General features: G+C 71.7%; 17 protein-coding genes. 11 read left to right on the top strand and 6 right to left on the bottom strand.

Features of this window, described 5'->3' with window-relative positions:
* Nucleotides 1-8: 8 nt before the first annotated feature.
* Nucleotides 9-1,379, bottom strand: coding sequence for a glutamine synthetase family protein (locus ACIHAD_RS00460; RefSeq protein ID WP_397352145.1), 1,371 nt, complete (start codon nt 1,377-1,379; stop codon nt 9-11).
* Between the two features lie 124 nt (nt 1,380-1,503).
* Between ACIHAD_RS00460 and ACIHAD_RS00455 the strand changes: the two genes are divergently transcribed.
* Nucleotides 1,504-2,208 carry a FadR/GntR family transcriptional regulator gene (locus ACIHAD_RS00455; protein WP_397352144.1) on the top strand — a complete coding sequence of 235 codons (705 nt, stop codon included), beginning with the start codon at nt 1,504-1,506 and terminating at the stop codon, nt 2,206-2,208.
* Between the two features lie 24 nt (nt 2,209-2,232).
* Here the strand turns inward: ACIHAD_RS00455 and ACIHAD_RS00450 are convergent, their stop codons facing one another.
* Nucleotides 2,233-3,972 (bottom strand): DUF2264 domain-containing protein, encoded by a 1,740-nt coding sequence (locus tag ACIHAD_RS00450; RefSeq protein WP_397352143.1) that lies wholly within the window; start codon nt 3,970-3,972, stop codon nt 2,233-2,235.
* 124 nt (nt 3,973-4,096) lie between these two features.
* On the opposite strand from ACIHAD_RS00450, the gene ACIHAD_RS00445 reads away from it, so the two are divergent.
* From ACIHAD_RS00445 to ACIHAD_RS00415, 7 genes are all read left to right on the top strand, one after another.
* Nucleotides 4,097-5,134 (top strand): substrate-binding domain-containing protein, encoded by a 1,038-nt coding sequence (locus tag ACIHAD_RS00445; protein WP_397352142.1) that lies wholly within the window; start codon nt 4,097-4,099, stop codon nt 5,132-5,134.
* A gap of 107 nt (nt 5,135-5,241) precedes the next feature.
* A complete protein-coding gene (locus ACIHAD_RS00440) occupies nt 5,242-6,549 on the top strand; it encodes an ABC transporter substrate-binding protein (RefSeq protein ID WP_397352141.1) in 1,308 nt (435 codons plus the stop codon).
* A 54-nt stretch (nt 6,550-6,603) separates the two neighbouring features.
* A complete protein-coding gene (locus tag ACIHAD_RS00435) occupies nt 6,604-7,500 on the top strand; it encodes a carbohydrate ABC transporter permease (RefSeq protein ID WP_397352140.1) in 897 nt (298 codons plus the stop codon).
* A 5-nt stretch (nt 7,501-7,505) separates the two neighbouring features.
* Nucleotides 7,506-8,330, top strand: a complete 825-nt coding sequence (locus ACIHAD_RS00430; RefSeq protein WP_397353015.1) for a carbohydrate ABC transporter permease — start codon at nt 7,506-7,508, stop codon at nt 8,328-8,330.
* Nucleotides 8,327-9,328 carry a hydroxyacid dehydrogenase gene (locus ACIHAD_RS00425; protein ID WP_397352139.1) on the top strand — a complete coding sequence of 334 codons (1,002 nt, stop codon included), beginning with the start codon at nt 8,327-8,329 and terminating at the stop codon, nt 9,326-9,328. Before ACIHAD_RS00430 ends, ACIHAD_RS00425 begins: the two co-directional genes overlap by 4 nt.
* 280 nt (nt 9,329-9,608) lie before the next feature.
* Nucleotides 9,609-10,367 (top strand): hypothetical protein, encoded by a 759-nt coding sequence (locus tag ACIHAD_RS00420; RefSeq protein ID WP_397352138.1) that lies wholly within the window; start codon nt 9,609-9,611, stop codon nt 10,365-10,367.
* Nucleotides 10,368-10,402: 35 nt separating this feature from the next.
* Complete coding sequence (locus ACIHAD_RS00415; protein ID WP_397352137.1) at nt 10,403-10,849, top strand: hypothetical protein; 447 nt, start codon at nt 10,403-10,405, stop codon at nt 10,847-10,849.
* On the opposite strand, the gene ACIHAD_RS00410 is transcribed toward ACIHAD_RS00415, so the two are convergent.
* Together ACIHAD_RS00410 and ACIHAD_RS00405 are read right to left on the bottom strand one after the other, a co-directional pair.
* Entirely contained in the window at nt 10,816-11,625 is an 810-nt protein-coding gene (locus tag ACIHAD_RS00410) for an SGNH/GDSL hydrolase family protein (protein ID WP_397352136.1), read from the bottom strand. The two genes, ACIHAD_RS00415 and ACIHAD_RS00410, sit on opposite strands and share 34 nt — an antisense overlap.
* On the bottom strand, nt 11,622-12,197 hold the full coding sequence (locus ACIHAD_RS00405) for a PadR family transcriptional regulator (RefSeq protein ID WP_397352135.1): 576 nt from the start codon (nt 12,195-12,197) through the stop codon (nt 11,622-11,624). The genes ACIHAD_RS00410 and ACIHAD_RS00405 overlap by 4 nt, the downstream gene beginning before the upstream one ends.
* A gap of 254 nt (nt 12,198-12,451) precedes the next feature.
* On the opposite strand from ACIHAD_RS00405, the gene ACIHAD_RS00400 reads away from it, so the two are divergent.
* The 3 genes from ACIHAD_RS00400 (at nt 12,452) to ACIHAD_RS00390 (ending at nt 16,905) form a co-directional block, all read left to right on the top strand.
* Nucleotides 12,452-14,158, top strand: coding sequence for an ABC transporter ATP-binding protein (locus ACIHAD_RS00400; RefSeq protein ID WP_397352133.1), 1,707 nt, complete (start codon nt 12,452-12,454; stop codon nt 14,156-14,158).
* A gap of 195 nt (nt 14,159-14,353) precedes the next feature.
* Entirely contained in the window at nt 14,354-16,003 is a 1,650-nt protein-coding gene (gene hutU, locus ACIHAD_RS00395; RefSeq protein WP_397352131.1) for a urocanate hydratase, read from the top strand.
* Nucleotides 16,004-16,071: 68 nt separating this feature from the next.
* Nucleotides 16,072-16,905: a MurR/RpiR family transcriptional regulator gene (locus tag ACIHAD_RS00390; protein ID WP_397352130.1), complete on the top strand. Its 834-nt coding sequence runs from the start codon at nt 16,072-16,074 to the stop codon at nt 16,903-16,905.
* Here the strand turns inward: ACIHAD_RS00390 and ACIHAD_RS00385 are convergent.
* Nucleotides 16,885-17,634, bottom strand: a complete 750-nt coding sequence (locus ACIHAD_RS00385; RefSeq protein WP_397352129.1) for an ABC transporter permease — start codon at nt 17,632-17,634, stop codon at nt 16,885-16,887. The two genes, ACIHAD_RS00390 and ACIHAD_RS00385, sit on opposite strands and share 21 nt — an antisense overlap.
* Nucleotides 17,631-18,584 carry an ATP-binding cassette domain-containing protein gene (locus tag ACIHAD_RS00380; protein ID WP_397352128.1) on the bottom strand — a complete coding sequence of 318 codons (954 nt, stop codon included), beginning with the start codon at nt 18,582-18,584 and terminating at the stop codon, nt 17,631-17,633. Before ACIHAD_RS00380 ends, ACIHAD_RS00385 begins: the two co-directional genes overlap by 4 nt.
* Nucleotides 18,585-18,586: the final 2 nt, after the last annotated feature.

Below are 18,586 nucleotides of genomic sequence, written 5' to 3'. Positions count from 1 at the left end.
GCCTACCGTCACATTCGCTCGAAACCACGGAACAGCTCCCAGTCCGTCACCGCCGCGTCGAAGGCGGCCAGCTCCACGCGCGCGTTGTTCGCGTAGTGCTCGACCACGTCGTCGCCGAACGACTCCCTGGCCAGCTTCGACCCCTCGAACAGCGCGAGCGCGTCCCGCAGCGTGTGCGGCACGGTCTCGGCGCCGGAGTCGTAGGCGTTGCCCTGGAAGGCGTCCTCAAGCGGGAGCTCCTGGTCGATGCCGTCCAGCCCGGCCGCGATCAGCGCCGCCACCGCCAGGTACGGGTTGACGTCCCCGCCCGGCACCCGGTTCTCCACCCGCAGCGACGGGCCGTGGCCCACCAGCCGCAGGGAGCAGGTGCGGTTGTCGACGCCCCACTTGACGGCGGTCGGCGCGAAGCTGCCGGGCACGTAGCGCTTGTAGGAGTTGACGTTGGGCGCGTACATCAGGGTGAGCTCGCGCATGTGGGCGAGCTGGCCGGCGATGAACCGCGCGCCGAGCGGCGAGAGCCCGTACGGCCCCTCACCCGCCATGGCGGGGTCGCCGTCGAGGCCGCGCAGCGAGATGTGGATGTGGCAGGAGTTGCCCTCGCGCTGGTTCGGCTTGGCCATGAAGGTGATCGAACGGCCCTCCTGGGCGGCGATCTCCTTGGCGCCGTTCTTGTAGATCGAGTGGTTGTCGCAGGTGCGCAGCGCCTCGTCGTAGCGGAAGGCGATCTCGTGCTGGCCGAGGTTGCACTCGCCCTTGGCCGACTCGACGTACATGCCGGCGCCCTCCATGTCGCGCCTGATGCGCCGCAGCAGTGGCTCGACGCGGGCGGTGCCGAGGAGGGAGTAGTCGACGTTGTAGAGGTTGGCGGGGGTCAGGTCGCGGTAGGCGCGCCGCCAGGCCTCCTCGTAGCTGTCGTCGTAGACGACGAACTCCAGCTCGGTGCCCACGTACGCGGCCAGGTCCCGGTCGGCCAGGCGGGCGAGCTGGCGGCGCAGGATCTGGCGCGGCGAGGCGGTGACCTCGCCGCCCTCCTCCCAGGCCAGGTCGGCCATGACCAGGGCGGTGCCGTCCTGCCAGGGGACGCGGCGCAGGGTGGACAGGTCGGGTTTCATCGCGAAGTCGCCGTAGCCCCGGTCCCAGGAGGACATGTCGTAGCCGGAGACGGTGTTCATGTCCACGTCGACCGCGAGCAGGTAGTTGCATCCCTCGGAGCCGTGATGCAGCACCTCGTCCAGGAAGTACCGGGCGGAGAGCCGTTTGCCCTGCAACCTGCCCTGCATGTCGGCTATGGCGAGCAGCACCGTGTCGATCCGTCCGACCGCGGCCTCGCCCCGCAGTTCCTCGACGGACAGGAATCCGTGGCCCGCTGGTTCGCTCACCCTAGGTCGCTCCGATCTGGTCTGAAGCGCTTTCCCGCTGATTGGGCTAGTCTCAGACCATTGATGTGCATGCCGGGATCGCTTGTCAAGACCTGAGGACACCTTGGACGATTCGGCGCGTTTGATGACAGTGCTCCGCCCGGTCAAGGCCGGAAACGCCTTCGAGGAGACCGTGGAACGGCTGCTCCAGGCGATCAAACTGGGCGTGGTGGCGTACGGCGACAAGCTGCCGCCCGAGCGCGAGCTCGCCGTGCGGCTGGGCATCAGCAGGGTCACCCTGCGCGAGGCCATCCGCGCCTTGCAGGAGGCGGGCTACCTCGACGTGCGGCGCGGCCGGTACGGCGGCGCGTTCGTCACCTACGTGCCGCCCCGGCCCGACGCGGGCGACCTGCGGCAGGCGGTGGCCGACATGGGCATGGCCGAGCTGTCCGACGCGCTCACCTTCCGGCTGGCGGTCGAGTGCGGGGCGGCGCAGGTGCTGGCCACCGCCGAGCTCACCCCCGGCAAGCGCGAGGTGCTGCTGCGCCGGCTGACCGAGCTGAACGAGGCGCCGCTGGAGGACTACCGGCGCCTCGACACGGCCTTCCACCTGTCGATCGCCGAGCTGACCGGCTCGACGCTGCTCGCCACGACGTGCGCCGACGCCCGCTCCCGGGTGAGCGACCTGCTGAACGCGATCCCGATGCTCCAGGTGAACATCGAGCACGCGGCCGCCCAGCACCGGGCCATCGTGGACGCCATCCTGTCCGGCGACCCCGACGCGGCCCGCCGGGCGATGGCCGAGCACCTGGAGGGAACGGCGGCGCTCCTGCGCGCCTTCCTGTCCTGACCGGCGCCCGCCTCGGCGGGACCGTCAGGCGGTGTCGCCGCCCGGTTCGCGGACGGGGAAGGCGTGGCGGGTCCCGTCGGGCCAGGTCAGCGTGATGACGTCAGCCGTCACCGCCGCCGACGGCACGCCGGTCGAGCCGTCGCCCAGGACGGCCGCGCCGACCGCCCAGCCGTCCTCCGCGACCCCCTCCAGGACGGGCACGCGCGCCGGCGCCCCGAAGGCGCTGCCCTCGGGGTCGTCGGCGACGTACGCCCGGCTGTAGCCGCGCATCGCCACCAGCTCCGAGACCAGCCCGTCGCCGTCCAGCACGCGTGCGCCGGGCCCGGCGGCCGGGCCGGCGGACGCGACGAGCGCCCAGCCGGTCTGCCGGACCGGCGAGCCGGGGGCGACCCGATGGACGCGGACCTCGACCGCCCCCCTGATCACGCTCAGGCTCTCCACGCCGTCGCCCGCCGACGCGGCCCACGCCAGGTCGCCCGCCGAGCCCGCGCCCCGGGGCGTGATCGTGCCGCGCTCGGTGACCGTGCCGTCCGGGCGGACCAGGCCGAAGTGGTTGTCGGGGACGCGCGTGGTCGGGGCGGTGCGGGTGGAGTAGGCGTAGCGGTCGTACAGGGGGTCGCCGGGGTGGTGCTGACTGCCGTGGTTGAACAGGCGGGCGACCTCACCGGTGTTCTGGACGACCAGGCCGGGGCCGGGCAGCGCGGCCAGGCCGGTGGGGCCGGGCTCCTCGGGGGCCGTCCAGACCGGATGGCCGGCCGGCAGCAGCAGCCCGAGGAACGCCTTCGAGGCCCAGTACGGGGACGCCGAGCCGGAGTAGGACTGCAACGAGGGCTCGTGGGGGCCGTGCCAGCCGAGCGTGAGCAGCCCCTCGGCGGAGAGCGCGCCCGCGTCGAGGAAGCGGCGCAGGACGCCGGAGGCGACCCGGCGGGTCTGACCGGGGGAGAGCGGGGTGGAGCCCAGCAGCGCGCCCGCGAAGAGCGAGGTCGCCGAGGCGAAGCGGTAGGTGAGCGAGCGGCCCTGGTAGAGCATGCCGCCGTCCTGGTCGAAGGTGAGCGCGTAGCTCTCCAGGAAGCGGCGCAGGCGGGGGCCGGGGGAGCCCTGGCCCGACAGGTGGGCCAGCAGGGCCGGGTAGAGGTGCATGGCCCAGCCGTTGTAGTGGTCGAACGAGCGGTTGTCGCCGTCGGCGTACCAGCCGTCGCCGGCGTACCAGGGCTCGATGCGGGCCAGGCCGCGCGCCACCGCCGCGTCGGCCTCCTCGGCGTGCAGGCCGGCGGCCGACAGGAAGCCGCCCACCATGGCGGGGAACAGCCACCAGTTGTTGTCCACCGGCTCGTGGCGCAGGGCCTCGGCGAGGTAGGCGGCGACGCGTTCGCGGGTGGCGGGAGCCAGCCGGTCCCACAGGCGCTCGCGGGTCAGCCAGAGGGACAGGGCGATCGAGGCCGCCTCGACCATGGGCTGGGTGCGGTCCTCGATGGGCTGCCAGACGCCGGGGCCGGACTCCAGGCCGCGCGCGTACGGGGCCAGCAGCTCCTCGGGGCCGCCGCCGGCCACGCGGAAGGCGGCGAGCAGGAAGGCGCGCGCGTACCCCTCCAGGCCGTCGCAGCGCGACCAGCTCTCGCGTCCCGGCAGGTTGATCACGGCGCCGTCCGCGGAGCGGTACGGTTCCACCGCGGCCAGCAGCCCGTCGGCCACCGCCTCCCAGTGGGCGCGGGTCCAGCCGGTGTACGGGCTGAGCGTTCGATCCTCCGGCGGAAGCGGGAACATGCGGCACTCCAAAGGGACGTCCGGTCTCCGGCGGGACCTTAGCATCCTGATCGAAAGAAAGCATCCGTTCAAAAACGAAAGCACTTCCCGCTAGGATCGTAGGGTCGAGTCAGAAGGAGTCGCGGTGTTCGCCGAACAACGTCATGAACTGATCCTGCGCGAGGTGCGCGAGCGCGGTTCCGTACGCCTGGCCGAGCTGGTCGACCGGCTCGACGTCTCGATGGTCACCCTGCGCAGAGACGTCGAGCACCTGGCCGGGCAGGGCCTGGTCAACCGCGTGCACGGCGGCATCACCCGGCCCGAGTCGGTGCCCGCCCCGGCGCGGGAGCGCTCGCTGACCCTCGGCATGCTGGTGCCCTCGGCCACCTACTACTACCCGGCGGTCATCAAGGGCGCCCGTGAGCAGGCCGAACGCCTGGGCGCCCGGCTCGTCCTGGGCGTCTCGCGCTACGACGACGAGGAGGACCGCACCCAGGTCAGGCAGCTCGTGGACGGCGGCATCGAGGGCCTCCTGCTCACCCCGAGCAGGCAGCCGGACGCCTCGCACGAGCACTGGCTGGCCGAGCTGGGCGTGCCGGCCGTGCTCGTCGAACGGCGGGCCGAGCTGGGCGGGCCCGCCTCGCTGCTGGACGCGGCGGCCTCCCACCACGCCCACGGTGCCTTCCTCGGCGCGCGGCACCTGGCCGGGCTCGGGCACCGGCGGCTGGCCATGGTGTCGCGGGACAGCCCGACGGCCCCGCGGGTGCGGGCCGGGTTCCTCGCCGCCGTCCGCGACCTGGGGCCGGCCGAGCCCGTGCACCTCGACGTCGCGCAGGAGGGGCCCTCGCGCGAGCAGGTGGCCGCCGTGGTCGCGGCGATCAGGGGCGGGGTCACGGCGATGCTCGTGCACAACGACGAGGACGCGTTGCTGCTGGTCCAGCATCTGCGGGTGGCCGGGGTGCGCATTCCAGAAGAGGTGTCGCTGGTCGCCTACGATGACGAGGTGGCGGCGCTCAGCGACCCCCCGCTCACGGCCGTCGCGCCCCCCAAGGCCGCGGTCGGCCGCTGTGCCGTCGACCTGCTGGTGAGCCGGATCCAGGAGGGCCCGCGGCGCCCTGTCCAGCACGTGGCGCTGCTGCCCGAGCTGAGGGTCCGGGAGTCCACGGTCGCGCCGCGCCCGTAAAGGTACGCATCCATTTCGTTATTGATCGATTTGCGGCCTCTCTCTAGACAACCGATCGAATATGAGCGAATGATGCCTTATCGATCGAAAGCGATGAGGAGCCATCGATGGGACGCAAGAGCGCCGGCATTGCCGGACTGCTGGCCGGTATGAGCCTGCTCGCCGCCGCGTGCGGCAGCACGGAGCCGGCGCAGCCCGCGGGTGAGGCGGGCAACCCCGTCCAGGTGACGTTCTGGGGCTGGGCGAAGGGCACCCAGCAGGTCGTGGACGCCTTCAACAAGTCCCACCAGGACGTGCAGATCAGGTACGAGGAGATCCCCTCGGGCAACGCGGGCGGCTACGCCAAGTTCTCCAACGCCGTCAAGGCCGGAAACGCCCCCGACGTCATGTCCGTGGAGTACCCGCAGCTCCCCGACTTCGTGAACCAGGGCGCCCTCCAGGACATCTCGGCCGACGTGGCCGACGTCAAGTCCAAGTACCCGGCCGAGGTCTTCAGCCTGGTCGAGCTGGGCGGCAAGGCGTGGGCGCTGCCCATGGACGCCGCCCCGCAGGTGTTCTTCTACCGCAAGGACCTGTTCGAGAAGAACAAGATCGAGGTCCCGAAGACCTGGGACGACTTCCGCGCCGCCGCCGAGAAGGTCAAGAAGGCCGACGGCAGGTCCCGCATCGCGACCTTCTTCCCCGACGACCCGAGCGTGCTGGCCGCGCTGTCGTGGCAGGCGGGCGGCAAGTGGTTCGGCACCGAGGGCGACGCCTGGAAGGTGACGATCAACGACGAGCCCAGCAAGAAGGTCGCCGAATACTGGCAGGGCCTGGTCAAGGACGACCTGCTGAAGGTCCAGCCGTCCTTCAGCCAGGAGTGGAACGCCGCCTTCGAGGACGACACCCTCTGGGGCTACGTCGGCGCCAACTGGGGCGCGGGCGTCATGAAGGGCAACCACGCCGGCCAGTCCGGCAAGTGGGCCATCGCGCCGATCCCGAACTGGGGCACCCCGGCCAGCGGCATGCTCGGCGGCACCACGTTCGGCGTGAGCAAGGGGTCGAAGAACGCCAAGGCCGCCGTCGAGGTCGTCAAGTGGCTGACCGGCTCGGAGGAGGCGTGGACCGCCCGCCTGTCCTCGGGCACCTCCAGCGGCTTCCCGGCCATCGCCGACCTCGTGCCGGTCGCGGCCAAGAGCTTCGACGCCTCCTTCTACGGCGGCCAGGACATCTACGCGCTGTTCTCGGAGTCGTACAAGACGGTCCAGCCCGGCTGGACGTGGGGCCCGAGCATGGTGCAGACGCTGACCACGTTCAAGGACGCCCTCGGCAAGGTCGGCAGCGGCGGGACCACCATCCCCGGCGTGCTGGACACCGCGCAGACGGCCACCGTCGGCGAGATCAAGAGCCGCGGCCTCAACGTCGCCCAGCAGTAGCACGACGCGCGCGGCGGAGCGCCGGCTCCGCCGCGACCCACCGAAAGGCAGCTTGTGACTCCTCCAGTAGGAAGCGGTCGCGGCGGCGAGGGGTGGCGGCGGCGGGGGGCGATCCTGCTGTTCGTCGGGCCGTTCTTCGCGCTGTTCGCGGCCGTGATCGTGGCCCCGCTGGCCTACGCGGTCTACCTCAGCCTGTTCAGCGAGAAGTCCTCGGGGCTGGGCTTCGGCGGCGCGGAGACCGTGTTCGTCGGGCTCGGCAACTACCTGGACACGCTCAAGGACTCCGCGTTCACCGACGGCTTCCTGGTCATCCTCGGCTACTGCGTGTTGTACATCCCGCTGATGATCGGCGGCGCCCTCACGCTGGCGCTGCTGCTCGACTCCGGGCTGGCCAGGCTGGGCAGGTTCTTCCAGCTCGCGCTGTTCATGCCGCACATCGTGCCCGGCGTGATCGCCGGGCTGATCTGGCTCTACCTGTACCTGCCCGGCATCAGCCCCATCGTGGACCTGCTCGGCGACGTCGACTTCCTCGGCGGCGACCACGTGCTCGGCTCGGTGGTCAACATCGCGCTGTGGGAGTGGGTCGGCTACAACATGATCATCTACTTCGCGGCGCTCCAGGCCATCCCGGCCGAGGTGGTCGAGGCGGCCAGGATGGACGGCGCGGGCCCGCTGCGCGTCGCGCTCCAGGTCAAGGTGCCGCTGATCCGCGGCGCCGTGGTCACCACCGTGCTGTTCACCATCATCGGCTCGCTGCAGCTGTTCACCGAGCCGATGGTGCTCGACAACGTCAGCGACGGCGTGGTCAGCACCTGGACGCCCAACATGTACGCCTACAACGAGGCGTTCGGCAACAACGACTACGGCCAGGCCGGCGCGGCCTCCATCCTGCTCGCGCTGCTCGCCGCCGTGCTGTCCTACGCCGTCACGAAGTGGGGGAACCGCCGGTGAAGTGGATGTCCCGCGCCACGGTCAACGTGCTGCTGATCATCTCCGTCCTCTACACGCTGCTGCCGCTGACGTGGCTGCTGTTCGCCTCCACCAAGTCGCTGTCCGACCTGTACTCGACGCCCGGCTTCTCCTTCGCCGGCTTCAACCTGTTCGAGAACATCGGGGCGGTCGCGCAGGAGGGCGGCGGTGTCTTCTTCCGCTGGTACCTCAACAGCGTCCTGTACGCCGGTCTCGGCGCGGCGGTCAGCTCGTTCGTCACCGTGATGTGCGGCTACGCCTTCGACAAGTACTCCTGGTTCGCCAAGGAGAAGATGTTCGGGCTGGTGCTGCTCGGCGTGCTGGTGCCGACCACAGCCACGGCCGTGCCGCTCTACCTGCTGGCCTCCAAGGTCGGCGTGGTGAACACGTTCTGGTCGGTGTTCGTGCCCGTGCTGGTCCACCCGTTCGGCGTCTACCTGGCGCGGGTGCTGTCGTCCGGGTACGTGCCCGGCGAGGTGCTGGAGGCCGCCAGGTCCGACGGGGCCGGCGAGCTGCGCACGTTCGCGTCCGTGGCGCTGCCGATGTTGCTGCCCGCGTACGTGACGATCTTCCTGTTCCAGTTCACCGCCATCTGGAACAACTTCTTCCTGCCCCTGGTCATGCTGAGCGACCAGCGGCTCTACCCGCTCAGCCTCGGCCTGTACGGCTGGGAGAAGCAGGGCCACGCCTTCCCCGAGTTCCACAGCCTCGTGATCACCGGGTCGCTGCTGTCCGTGGTGCCCCTGCTGCTGGTGTTCGTGTCCCTGCAGCGCTTCTGGAAGGCCGGGATGACGGCGGGCAGCGTCAAGTGAACGAGCTCACGGGGGAGAACATGAACAAGCCGGTGACCGTCGTCGCCATGGCCGCGGAGGTCGCCGGGCGCATGCTCACCGGCGAGGTGCGGGCCCGCCTGGACCGGCTGGCCGACGTCCGGGCCGAGGTCGCCGCGTTCGACGGCGCCGACCTGTCGCAGGCCGAGGTGCTGTTCACCTCGTGGGGCTGCCCGCCGGTGACCGCCGAGGTGCTGGCCCGCGCGCCGCGGCTGCGCGCGATCGTGCACGCGGCGGGCTCGGTCAAGCACCACGTCACCGACGCCTGCTGGGAGCGCGGCATCGCGGTCTCCTCGGCCGCCGCGGCCAACGCCGAGCCGGTGGCCGAGTTCACGCTCGCGGCGATCCTGTTCGCGAACAAGCGGGTGATCGACATCGCCCGCGACTACCGCGCCCGGCGGGCCAACGACGACTGGGACGCCCGCTTCCCCGGCTTCGGCAACTACCGGCGGGTCGTCGGGATCGTGGGGGCGTCCAGGATCGGGCGGCGGGTGATCGAGCTGCTGCGGCCGTTCGACTTGGAGGTGCTGGTCAGCGATCCGTACCTGGGGGAGGACCTGGGGGCGCGCAGGGTCGAGCTGGACGAGCTGGTCGCCCGCTCCGACGTGGTCAGCCTGCACGCGCCCGACCTGCCCGAGACCCGCCACCTGATCGACGCGCGCCGGCTGGCCGCCATGCGCGACGGCGCCACGCTGATCAACACCGCGCGGGCCGCCCTGGTCGACCAGGACGCGCTCGTCGCCGAGCTGGCCTCAGGACGGCTGTACGCGGTGCTCGACCACACCGAGCCGGAGTTCCTGCCCGCCGGATCCCCCCTCTACGACCTGCCGAACGTGCTCGTCACACCGCACATCGCCGGTTCGCTGGGCGGCGAGCTGGCCAGGATGGCCGACCTCGCGCTCGACGAGCTGGCCCGGCACGCCCGGGGGCTGCCCTTCGAGCACCGGGTCGAGCCCGCCACGCTGTCCCGTTCCGCCTGAACCCCTCTGAAGCGCTCATGACGCGGCTCTCGCCTGGAGAGCCCGTTCGTGGCCCTCGATGACGAGCTGCCGACTGAGGTTGTCGCGTACCTGCTCGAAAGGGGGAGCGCCGGGGCCCGCCGTGCGGGCGTACCGTGCGCGCAGCCGGCGTTCGGACAGGTCCAGGGTGGCCGCGTGCAGCTTGCCCAGCGCCGAGCCGGCCGGCGCAGACGGTCCCGGCCCGCGCCCCCACAAGGGACATACAACGCTCTTCCGGCTCGTACCATCGACTTCAACGGTCATGGGGAACTGGTTCCAGAGCAACATCGTCGCCACAGGACGGCTGCCGCTGTTCTGTTACTTCGTCACGCTCATCGTGGCGTTCATCGCCACCCGCATCAACGTCCGCCTGATCAGGGCCAAGATCGGCTGGTTCCGCAACGTGAACGTGGGCGAGATGCACATCCACCACGTCGTGTTCGGCGTCGTGCTCATGCTCATCGGCGGCGTGGCGGGGCTCATCGTCAACGGCGCCTCGCAGGCCGGGCAGGTGGTCGCCGCCTGCGTGTTCGGCATCGGCTCCGCGCTGGTGCTGGACGAGTTCGCGCTGATCCTGCACCTGCACGACGTCTACTGGGAGGAGGAGGGGCGCACCTCGGTGGACGCCGTCTTCATCGCCGTCGCCGTGACCGGTCTGCTCCTCATCGGCCTACGCCCGCTGACCTGGGACTACGGCACGCCCGTCAACCCGGCGGTGCTGATCGTGGGCAACCTCGCGCTGGCGGTGGTCACGCTGCTCAAGGGCAAGATCTGGACCGGGATGGCGGGGCTGTTCCTGCCTTTACTGCTCGTGGTGGGCGCCGTGCGCCTGGCCCGGCCCGACTCCCCGTGGGCCCGCTGGTTCTTCCGCGGCGGACGTTCGCCCCGAAAGCTGGCCACCGCCGTCCACCGTGAGGAACGCTGGCGGCGGCCGGCCATCAGGGCCAAGATCGCGTTCCAGGAGTTCCTGTCGGGGCGGCACGACCTGCCCTCCACCCGGCGCGGCCGTCGGCATACTTGATCCATGACATCGCGCGCGCCCCGGACTCCGCTCTGATGCGCTTACCGCCGTTCCCCGAGCGCCTGCTGCGGGCCCTGTCGCCGGCCGGCGAGCGGTACGGGCTGCTGCTCGCGGGCGGCCACGCCCTCCGGGCCCACGGCTTCACCGACCGCCTGGTCGAGGAGGTCGAGCTCGTGACCGCCGGCGAGAGCCCGCTCCCGGCCGTCGCCGACGCGGCCGCGGCGGCGCAGGAGTTCTCCTTCCGCGACCTCGAACGGCTCGCCGCCGCCCACCTCGACGACTTCTCCCCGCGGGAGCTGCTCATGCGGCTGGAGTTCGTCGAGCTGATGAGCGACGAGCGCTTCGAGGCCCACGGCCTGGACGAACGGCACATCGTGGACATCCGCGCCGTCGCCCGGGAGTGGGCCGAGGACATCAAGCTGCGCAGGGCCGATGACGGCGACGCCGACTACGACGACCCCGACCTGCCCGAGGTCGACTGATCCGGCACGGGCACAGGCACGGGGGCGAGCGCCGGGCGCTTGCACACGCGGCCGTCGCCCGACGAACGCCCCCGGATGCGCCGCGCGATCCACGGGCCCGCGAACGAGCCCAGCCAGCGCACCTCGGCCGCCGCCGTACGCAGGCGGCCGGGCGGGGGCAGCACGGGCAGCGGCAGGTTCCAGGTGTCGTCGCTGCCGGGCACCTCCAGCGCGTACGCCACCGCCGCGGCGAACCTGGCGTGCCCGGCCGGGCTGGCGTGCAGCCGGTCGGAGCTCCACAGCCGCGCGTCGGTCACCCCCGTGTCGGGGAAGGTGTCCACCAGCGTCACGCCGTGCCGGGCGGCGGCCTCGCGGACGCGAGCGTTGAGGTCGAGCACGCGCGGCAGCAGCGGCCTGGCCATGGGCGCGATCCTGCCGATGTCGGGGAACGTCACCGTCACCACCCGCGCGCCCGCCCCGGTCAGCGCCGCGAACATGTGCTCCAGGTCGGCCGCGACGCCGGCGGCGTCGAAACCGGGACGGATGACGTCGTTCATGCCCGCCATGACCGTGACCAGGTCGGGACGGAGCTCCAGCGCGACGGGAAGCTGCTCGGCGCGGATCTGGGCGGCCACCCGGCCGCGCACGGCGAGGTTGGCGTAGAGCAGGCCGGGATTGTCGCGGGCCAGGTGCTCGGCGAGCCGGTCGGCCCAGCCGCGGTGGCCCAGGACGTCGTCGCCGTCGCCGAGGCCCTCGGTCTGGCTGTCGCCGAGCGCGACGTAACGGGTGTAGGTCACGGACTCTCCTCTGTGCTCCGGGCGGCGCGCTCGCCGAGCGTACGGGCGGTGCTCAGGCACCAGTCGCGCATCTCCCGCTCCAGCCGGCAGCCCCCCAGGCAGGACAGGTACGGGCCGACGTGCTCTGCCTCGCGCAGGAACGACTCCTCGTCACGGTCGCCGCGCAGGCGCAGCAGGGTCTTCTCGAAGAACGCGAGCTTGGCGGCGGCCTCCTCGGCGCGGTCGAGGAGCTGGGCGATCAGCGGCGCCGGGTCGAGCCGGTCGGCCGCGTGGACCTTGACGGCCAGGTCGTCGCGGAGGAGCAACGGTCTGGCCGGGGCCGCGGCGAAGGCGGCCAGCTCGTCCAGGCCCGCACCGGTGACCGCGAACAGGCGTTTGTTGGGACGGCCGCGCTGGACCACCTCCCGGCCGGTGACCAGGCCGTCGGACTCCAGCTTGGCCAGCTCGGCGTAGAGCTGCTGGGGGGCGGCGTACCAGAAGTTGGAGACGCCCACGTCGAAGACCTTGGTGAGCTGGTAGCCGCTGTACTCGCCGTCGAGGAGCGCGGCCAGCACGGCGTGCCGCAGCGCCATCAGGGATGCTCAGGACGATGACTACTCATGGACATGACTATAGGGCCGTCCGGGGCTCTGGGGCCAGAGGCCGAAACGGCCGGGCGAGGCCGTGTTCGTCCCCGGATGTCGGGTCCTTCTCCTCCTCAAGGAGGAGTCGTCAACGAATGTTGACATACTTAGGTCGTCAATCTAAGTTGACCCTGTCGCGGCGGTGCGGATTGCGCTGTCCCGTTCGTTGGGAAATTTCGAGAAATGTCGTGAGGGGAGTTGGGGTGCTCAAGGAGCTGCTGGCCTACATCCGGCCGCATCGGAAAGTCCTGATCGCGGGTGGTCTGCTCGGGTTGATCGGCTCGGTGGCGGGGCTGGCGATGCCCCTGCTGGCCAAGTACGTCGTGGACGCCTTCGGCGAGGACCAGTCGCTGGCCGCGCCGCTGTTAGGGCTGACCGTGGCGGTGCTCGTGGGGGCCGTCGTCTCGGCCGGGGGCAACTACCTGATGGAACGCACCGGCGAGGGCGTCGTCCTCGGCGCCCGGCGCAGGCTCGTCGACCGGATGCTCCGGCTCAGGGTGGCCGACGTCGACCGGCTCAAGCCCGGCGACCTGATGTCACGGGTGACGAGTGACACGACGCTGCTGCGCGCGGTGCTGACCAACGGGATCGTGGAGTCGGTCAGCGCGGTGTTCATGCTGGTCGGCGCGATCGTCATGATGGCCACCATGGACGGCGTGCTGCTGCTGGTCACGCTGCTCGTCGTGGTGGTGATCGGCGGCCTGGTCGCGCTCATCATGCCGAAGATCCAGCGGGCGCAGACGCAGGCCCAGGAGGCCGTCGGCGAGATGGGGGCCGTGCTGGACCGGGCGCTCCAGGCGTACCGGACGGTCAAGGCCAGCGGCGCGGAGGAGCGGGAGATCGCCGTCGTCGGCGAGGCGGCCGAGCGGGCCCGCGACCGCGGGCTCCAGGTGGCCGGCTGGACGTCGCTGGCCGGCGTGGCGACCTGGATGGCCGTGCAGATCGCCTTCCTGTGCGTGCTGGCCGTCGGCGGGTCGCGGGTCGCGTCGGGCGTGCTGGAGGTCTCGTCGCTGATCGCGTTCCTGCTCTACCTGTTCTACCTGGTGCCGCCGATCGGGCAGCTCGTCCAGGGCGCGGTCCAGCTCCAGAACGGGCTGGCCGCGATGCGGCGCATCAAGGAGATCGAGGACCTGCCCGGCGAGCCGGTCAGCGTCGCCGTCCCGGCCGACAGCACGCCGGTGGGCGTCCGGTTCGAGGACGTCGTCTTCCGGTACGGCGACGACCGTCCCACCGTGCACGACGGCGTCTCCTTCGACGTGCCCGCGGGCGGGCTCACGGCGCTGGTCGGGCCGTCCGGCGCGGGCAAGTCCACGGTGTTCGCCCTGCTCGAACGCTTCTACGAGCACCAGGACGGCCTGATCACGATCGGCGGCCGCGACATCCGCGACTGGCCGCTCGGCGAGCTGCGGGCCGCGCTCGGCTACGTCGAGCAGGACGCCCCCGTCCTGGCTGGCACGCTGCGCGAGAACCTGCTCTTCGCCGCCCAGGACGCCACCGAGGACGAGCTGCGCCGCGCCGTCAGCCGCACCCGGCTCGACGACCTGGTCGCCCGGCTGCCCGAGGGGCTCGACACGGCGGTGGGCCACCGCGGCGTGCTGCTGTCCGGCGGCGAGCGGCAGCGGGTCGCCATCGCCAGGGCGCTGCTGCGCAGGCCCCGGCTGCTGCTGCTCGACGAGGCCACCTCGCAGCTCGACGCGGTCAACGAGCTGCGGCTGCGCGAGGTCATCGCCGAGGTGGCGGCCGAGACGACGGTGCTGGTCATCGCGCACCGGCTGTCCACCGTGACGAACGCCGACCGGATCGTGGTGATGGAGGCGGGCGGCGTACGGGCGGTCGGCACCCACGCCGAACTGGTGGCGGCCGACGACCTCTACCGCGAACTCGCCGCCACCCAGTTCCTGGTGAGCTGACCAAAGAACGGTGGACCGCGGCCTGTGGTGGACCGCTGGACGCGGGGACCGTAGGCGCAGACTCCGCGGCCTGTGGTGGACCGCTGGACGCGGGGACCGTAGGCGCAGACTCCGCCGCCTGCGGTGGACCGCTGGACGCGGTCCACCGTAGTCTTCGGGTGACAAAGGTGAATGTGTTCATTCAGGAGGGTCACCATGAGCCGCAGCGTGCGCGCACCGCGAGGCACCACGATCACCGCGAAGGGGTGGCCGCAGGAGGCGGCGCTCCGCATGCTCCAGAACAACCTGGACCCCGAGGTCGCCGAGCACCCCGAGCAACTGGTCGTCTACGGCGGCTCCGGGAGGGCGGCCCGCGACTGGCCCTCCTTCGACGCCATGGTCAGGACCCTGACCACCCTGGAGGGCGACGAGACGCTGCTCGTCCAGTCGGGCCGCCCGGTGGGCGTGTTCCGCACCCACGAATGGGCCCCCCGGGTGCTCATCGCCAACTCCAACCTGGTCCCCGACTGGGCCAACTGGGAGGAGTTCCGCCGCCTGGAGGCGGCCGGCCTCACCATGTACGGCCAGATGACCGCCGGTTCGTGGATCTACATCGGCACCCAGGGCATCCTCCAGGGCACGTACGAGACGTTCGCCGCAGTGGCCGCCAAGCGGTTCGGCGGCTCGCTGGCCGGCACGATCACCCTCACGGCCGGCCTCGGCGGCATGGGCGGCGCCCAGCCGCTGGCCGTCACCATGAACGGCGGCGTCGCGATCTGCATCGACTGCGACCCCCGCTCGGTCACCCGCCGCATCGAGCACCGCTACCTCGACGTGCAGGCGGCCTCCCTGGAGGAGGCGCTCCGCCTGGCCTACGAGGCCCGCGACGCGCGCCGCCCGCTGTCCATCGGCGTCGTGGCCAACGCCGCCGAGGCCCTGCCCGAGCTGCTGGCCGGGGGCGCCGAGATCGACATCGTCACCGACCAGACCTCGGCGCACGACCCGCTGATGTACCTGCCGCTCGGCGTCGCCTTCGAGGACATGTCCGCCGAACGGGACAAGGACCCGGCCGGCTTCACCGAGCGGGCGCGCACGTCGATGGCCCGGCACGTCGAGGCCATGGTCGGCTTCAAGGACGCCGGGGCCGAGGTGTTCGACTACGGCAACTCCATCCGCGGGGAGGCCCAGCTCGCCGGGTACACGCGGGCCTTCGACTTCCCCGGCTTCGTGCCGGCGTACATCAGGCCGCTGTTCTGCGAGGGCAAGGGCCCGTTCCGGTGGGCCGCGCTGAGCGGCGACCCGGCCGACATCGCCGCCACCGACCGCGCGATCCTGGAGCTGTTCCCCGACAACGAGCCGCTGGCCAGGTGGATCGCGCAGGCCGGCGAGAAGGTGCACTTCCAGGGGCTGCCCGCGCGCATCTGCTGGCTCGGCTACGGCGAGCGCAACGTCGCGGGCGAGCGGTTCAACGACATGGTGGCCTCCGGCGAGCTCCAGGCGCCGATCGTGATCGGCCGCGACCACCTCGACAGCGGGTCGGTGGCCTCGCCGTACCGGGAGACCGAGGCCATGGCCGACGGCTCGGACGCGATCGCCGACTGGCCGCTGCTCAACGCCATGCTCAACACCGCCTCCGGCGCGGCCTGGGTGTCCATCCACCACGGCGGCGGCGTGGGGATCGGGCGTTCCATCCACGCCGGTCAGGTCACGGTCGCCGACGGCACCGCGCTGGCCGGGGAGAAGCTCAACCGCGTGCTCACCAACGACCCGGGCACGGGCGTGATGCGGCACGTGGACGCGGGCTACGACGAGGCCGCCCAGGTGGCCGAGGCCCGCGGCGTGCGCATCCCCATGCGCGAGTCCTGACACCCGCCGTCCCGTCCCCCACGGGGTGTGGGGGATGAGAATGCAGGGCGAGGAACGTTGGAGGTGGCGTGGCTGACGCATATCTCGGTGGGCTCGGCATGCTGCTCGACGGCCGGAGGTTGTCGCCGGTGCAGCGCAGGATCGCCCACTACCTGAGCGAGCATCTCGACGAGGCGATCTTCCTGTCCAGCGTCGAGCTGGCCGAGCGGTCCGGGGTCAGCCAGCCGTCGGTGACCAGGTTCGCCATGGTGCTCGGCTTCGCCGGCTATCCCGAGCTGCGCCAGGCGCTGCGCCCGCTGGTGCTCGGCGGCGGCTTGGTCGCGCCCCAGGAGAGCCTGCTGCGGAACGCGATCGACAGCGAGATCCGCAACCTCGCCGTCGTCCGCGAGCGGCTGGCCGCGCTCCCGCTCAAGGAGCTGGGCGAGCAGCTCGCCGCCACCGAGCCGCTGCCCGTGCTGGGCCTGCGGGTCTCCTGCGGCCTGGCCACCACCTTCGCCTACTACGCCAGGCGCATCCACCCCGACGTGCGCCTGCTCACCCACGGCGGCTCCGAGCTGGTCGAGGGGCTGCACGCGGCGCGGCGGGCGGGCGCGGAGTGGGTGGTGGCCGTGGTGCTCCCGCGCTATCCGGCCGAGGTCGTCCAGGCGCTGGAGTACGCGGAGAAGCTGGGCCTGCGCGTGGCCGCGATCACCGACAAGCCGGGCTTCCCGGCCGAGGTCGTGCTCGACGGCCCGGTCGGGGACCGCCTGGTGTTCGACTCCCACGCGGCCCCCCTGGCGCTGGCCATGGCTCTGGTCGAGGCCATGGCCGACGCCGCGCCGCTGCGTACCCGGGCCAGGCTGGAGGAGTACGAGCGGATGACCGACGAGGCCGGCACCTTCCTACCCGGCGATCCTGCGTAGCGACCGCATCGACCAGATCGTCGTGAGCACCGCGAGCACGATGAACAGCGCGAACGCGATCGGGATCGACGAGTCGCCCAGCCGCCCGGCGAACAGCGCCCGCCCGGCCTCGACCGCGTGGTAGAGCGGGTTGACCGGCGCGATCGCCCGCATCCAGCCGGGCGCGAACGAGATCGGGATGAACAGCCCGGCCAGCAGCATGATCGGCAGCATGAACAGGTTGAGCGTCTGCGACATGCCGTTCTCGTCGCGTACGGTCAGCGCCAGCCCCTGCGACAGCCCGGAGGCGAACAGCCCGGTCGCCGCCATGAGCGCCAGCACCAGCACCAGCTCGACGCCGCCGATCCGCACGCCCATGGCCACGGCCACGACCAGCACCAGGACCGCCTGGCAGACCAGCACGACCATGTCCTTGGCCACCCGCCCGAGCACGATGGCCGGCCGCCAGGCGGGGCTGACGGCGTACCGTTCGAGCGAGCCGTTGCGCAGCTCGGCGATCAGGCCGAACCCCGAGAACAGCGAGCCGAACACGGCGATCATCATCATCGACGCGGGCGTGAACATGCGCAGGGCGTCGACCGTGCTCCCGCCCGGCGTCAGGTCCTTCAGCAGCGGCGCGAACATCAGCAGGTAGAGCACCGGCTGCAGGATGCCGAACAGCGGCCAGACCGGGTTGCTGAAGGACTTCTTCAGCTCGTAGCCGGTGAACAGGACGATGTGGCGGATCATGCGGCGGCTCCCGTGTCGCGGAGGGATCGGCCGGTCTTGGCCAGGAAGACGTCGTCGAGCGTGGAGCGGTCGAGCGCGATCGAGCGCAGGCCGATGCCCTGCTCCTCCAGGATGCGCAGCAGCGCGGGCAGCGTGTGCTCGCCGTCGTCGACGTAGACGCGCAGGGCGTCCTCGTCCAGGCGGACCTCGCGGGCCAGGGGCCTGAGCGCCTCGGCGGCCCGTTCCGGGTCGTCCAGCCGCAGCGTGACGACGTCGCCGGAGACCTCGCGCTTGAGCTCGCCGGGCGTGCCCTCGGCCACGATCCGCCCGTGGTCCACGATCACCAGCCGGTCGCAGAGCGCGTCGGCCTCGTCGAGGTAGTGGGTGCTGAGCAGCACGCTCGTGCCGGCCTCGCGGAGCTGCCTGATGCGGTCCCAGAGGTTCGCGCGGTTCTGCGGGTCGAGGCCGGTGGTGGGTTCGTCGAGGAAGAGCAGCGGCGGGGCGTGCACCAGCCCGAGCGCGACGGCCACCCGCCGCTTCTGGCCGCCGGAGAGCGTCCGGCCGGGCCGGTCGGCCATCTCGGTCAGGTCGAAGCGTTCGAGGACGTCGGCCGTGGCCTGCTTCGGGTCGGCCACGTCGTGGATCCTGGCGGCCATCATGATCTGGGCGCGGGCGCTCGTGGTCTCCTCCACGCCGCCCGCCTGGCTGACGTAGCCGAGCTTGCGGCGGACGGCCCCGGGCTCCTTGCGCAGGTCGTGCCCGGCGATGACGGCGGTGCCGGAGTCGGGCGTGATCAGCGTGGCCAGCATGCGGATCGTCGTGGTCTTGCCGGCGCCGTTGGGGCCGAGGACGCCGAAGATCTCGCCCTTCTCGACGTCGAGGTCGATGCCGCGGACGGCCTCGACGGTCTGGGAGCCCTTGCGGCTCCTGGTGGTGAACGTCTTGCGTAACTCACGTGCCTCAATGATCATCG

This window comes from Nonomuraea sp. NPDC052265 (assembly GCF_044547985.1).
Classification (GTDB): Bacteria; Actinomycetota; Actinomycetes; order Streptosporangiales; family Streptosporangiaceae; genus Nonomuraea.
The sequence above is the reverse complement of the archived record's forward strand: the minus strand, read 5'-3'. Positions and strand labels throughout refer to the sequence as shown.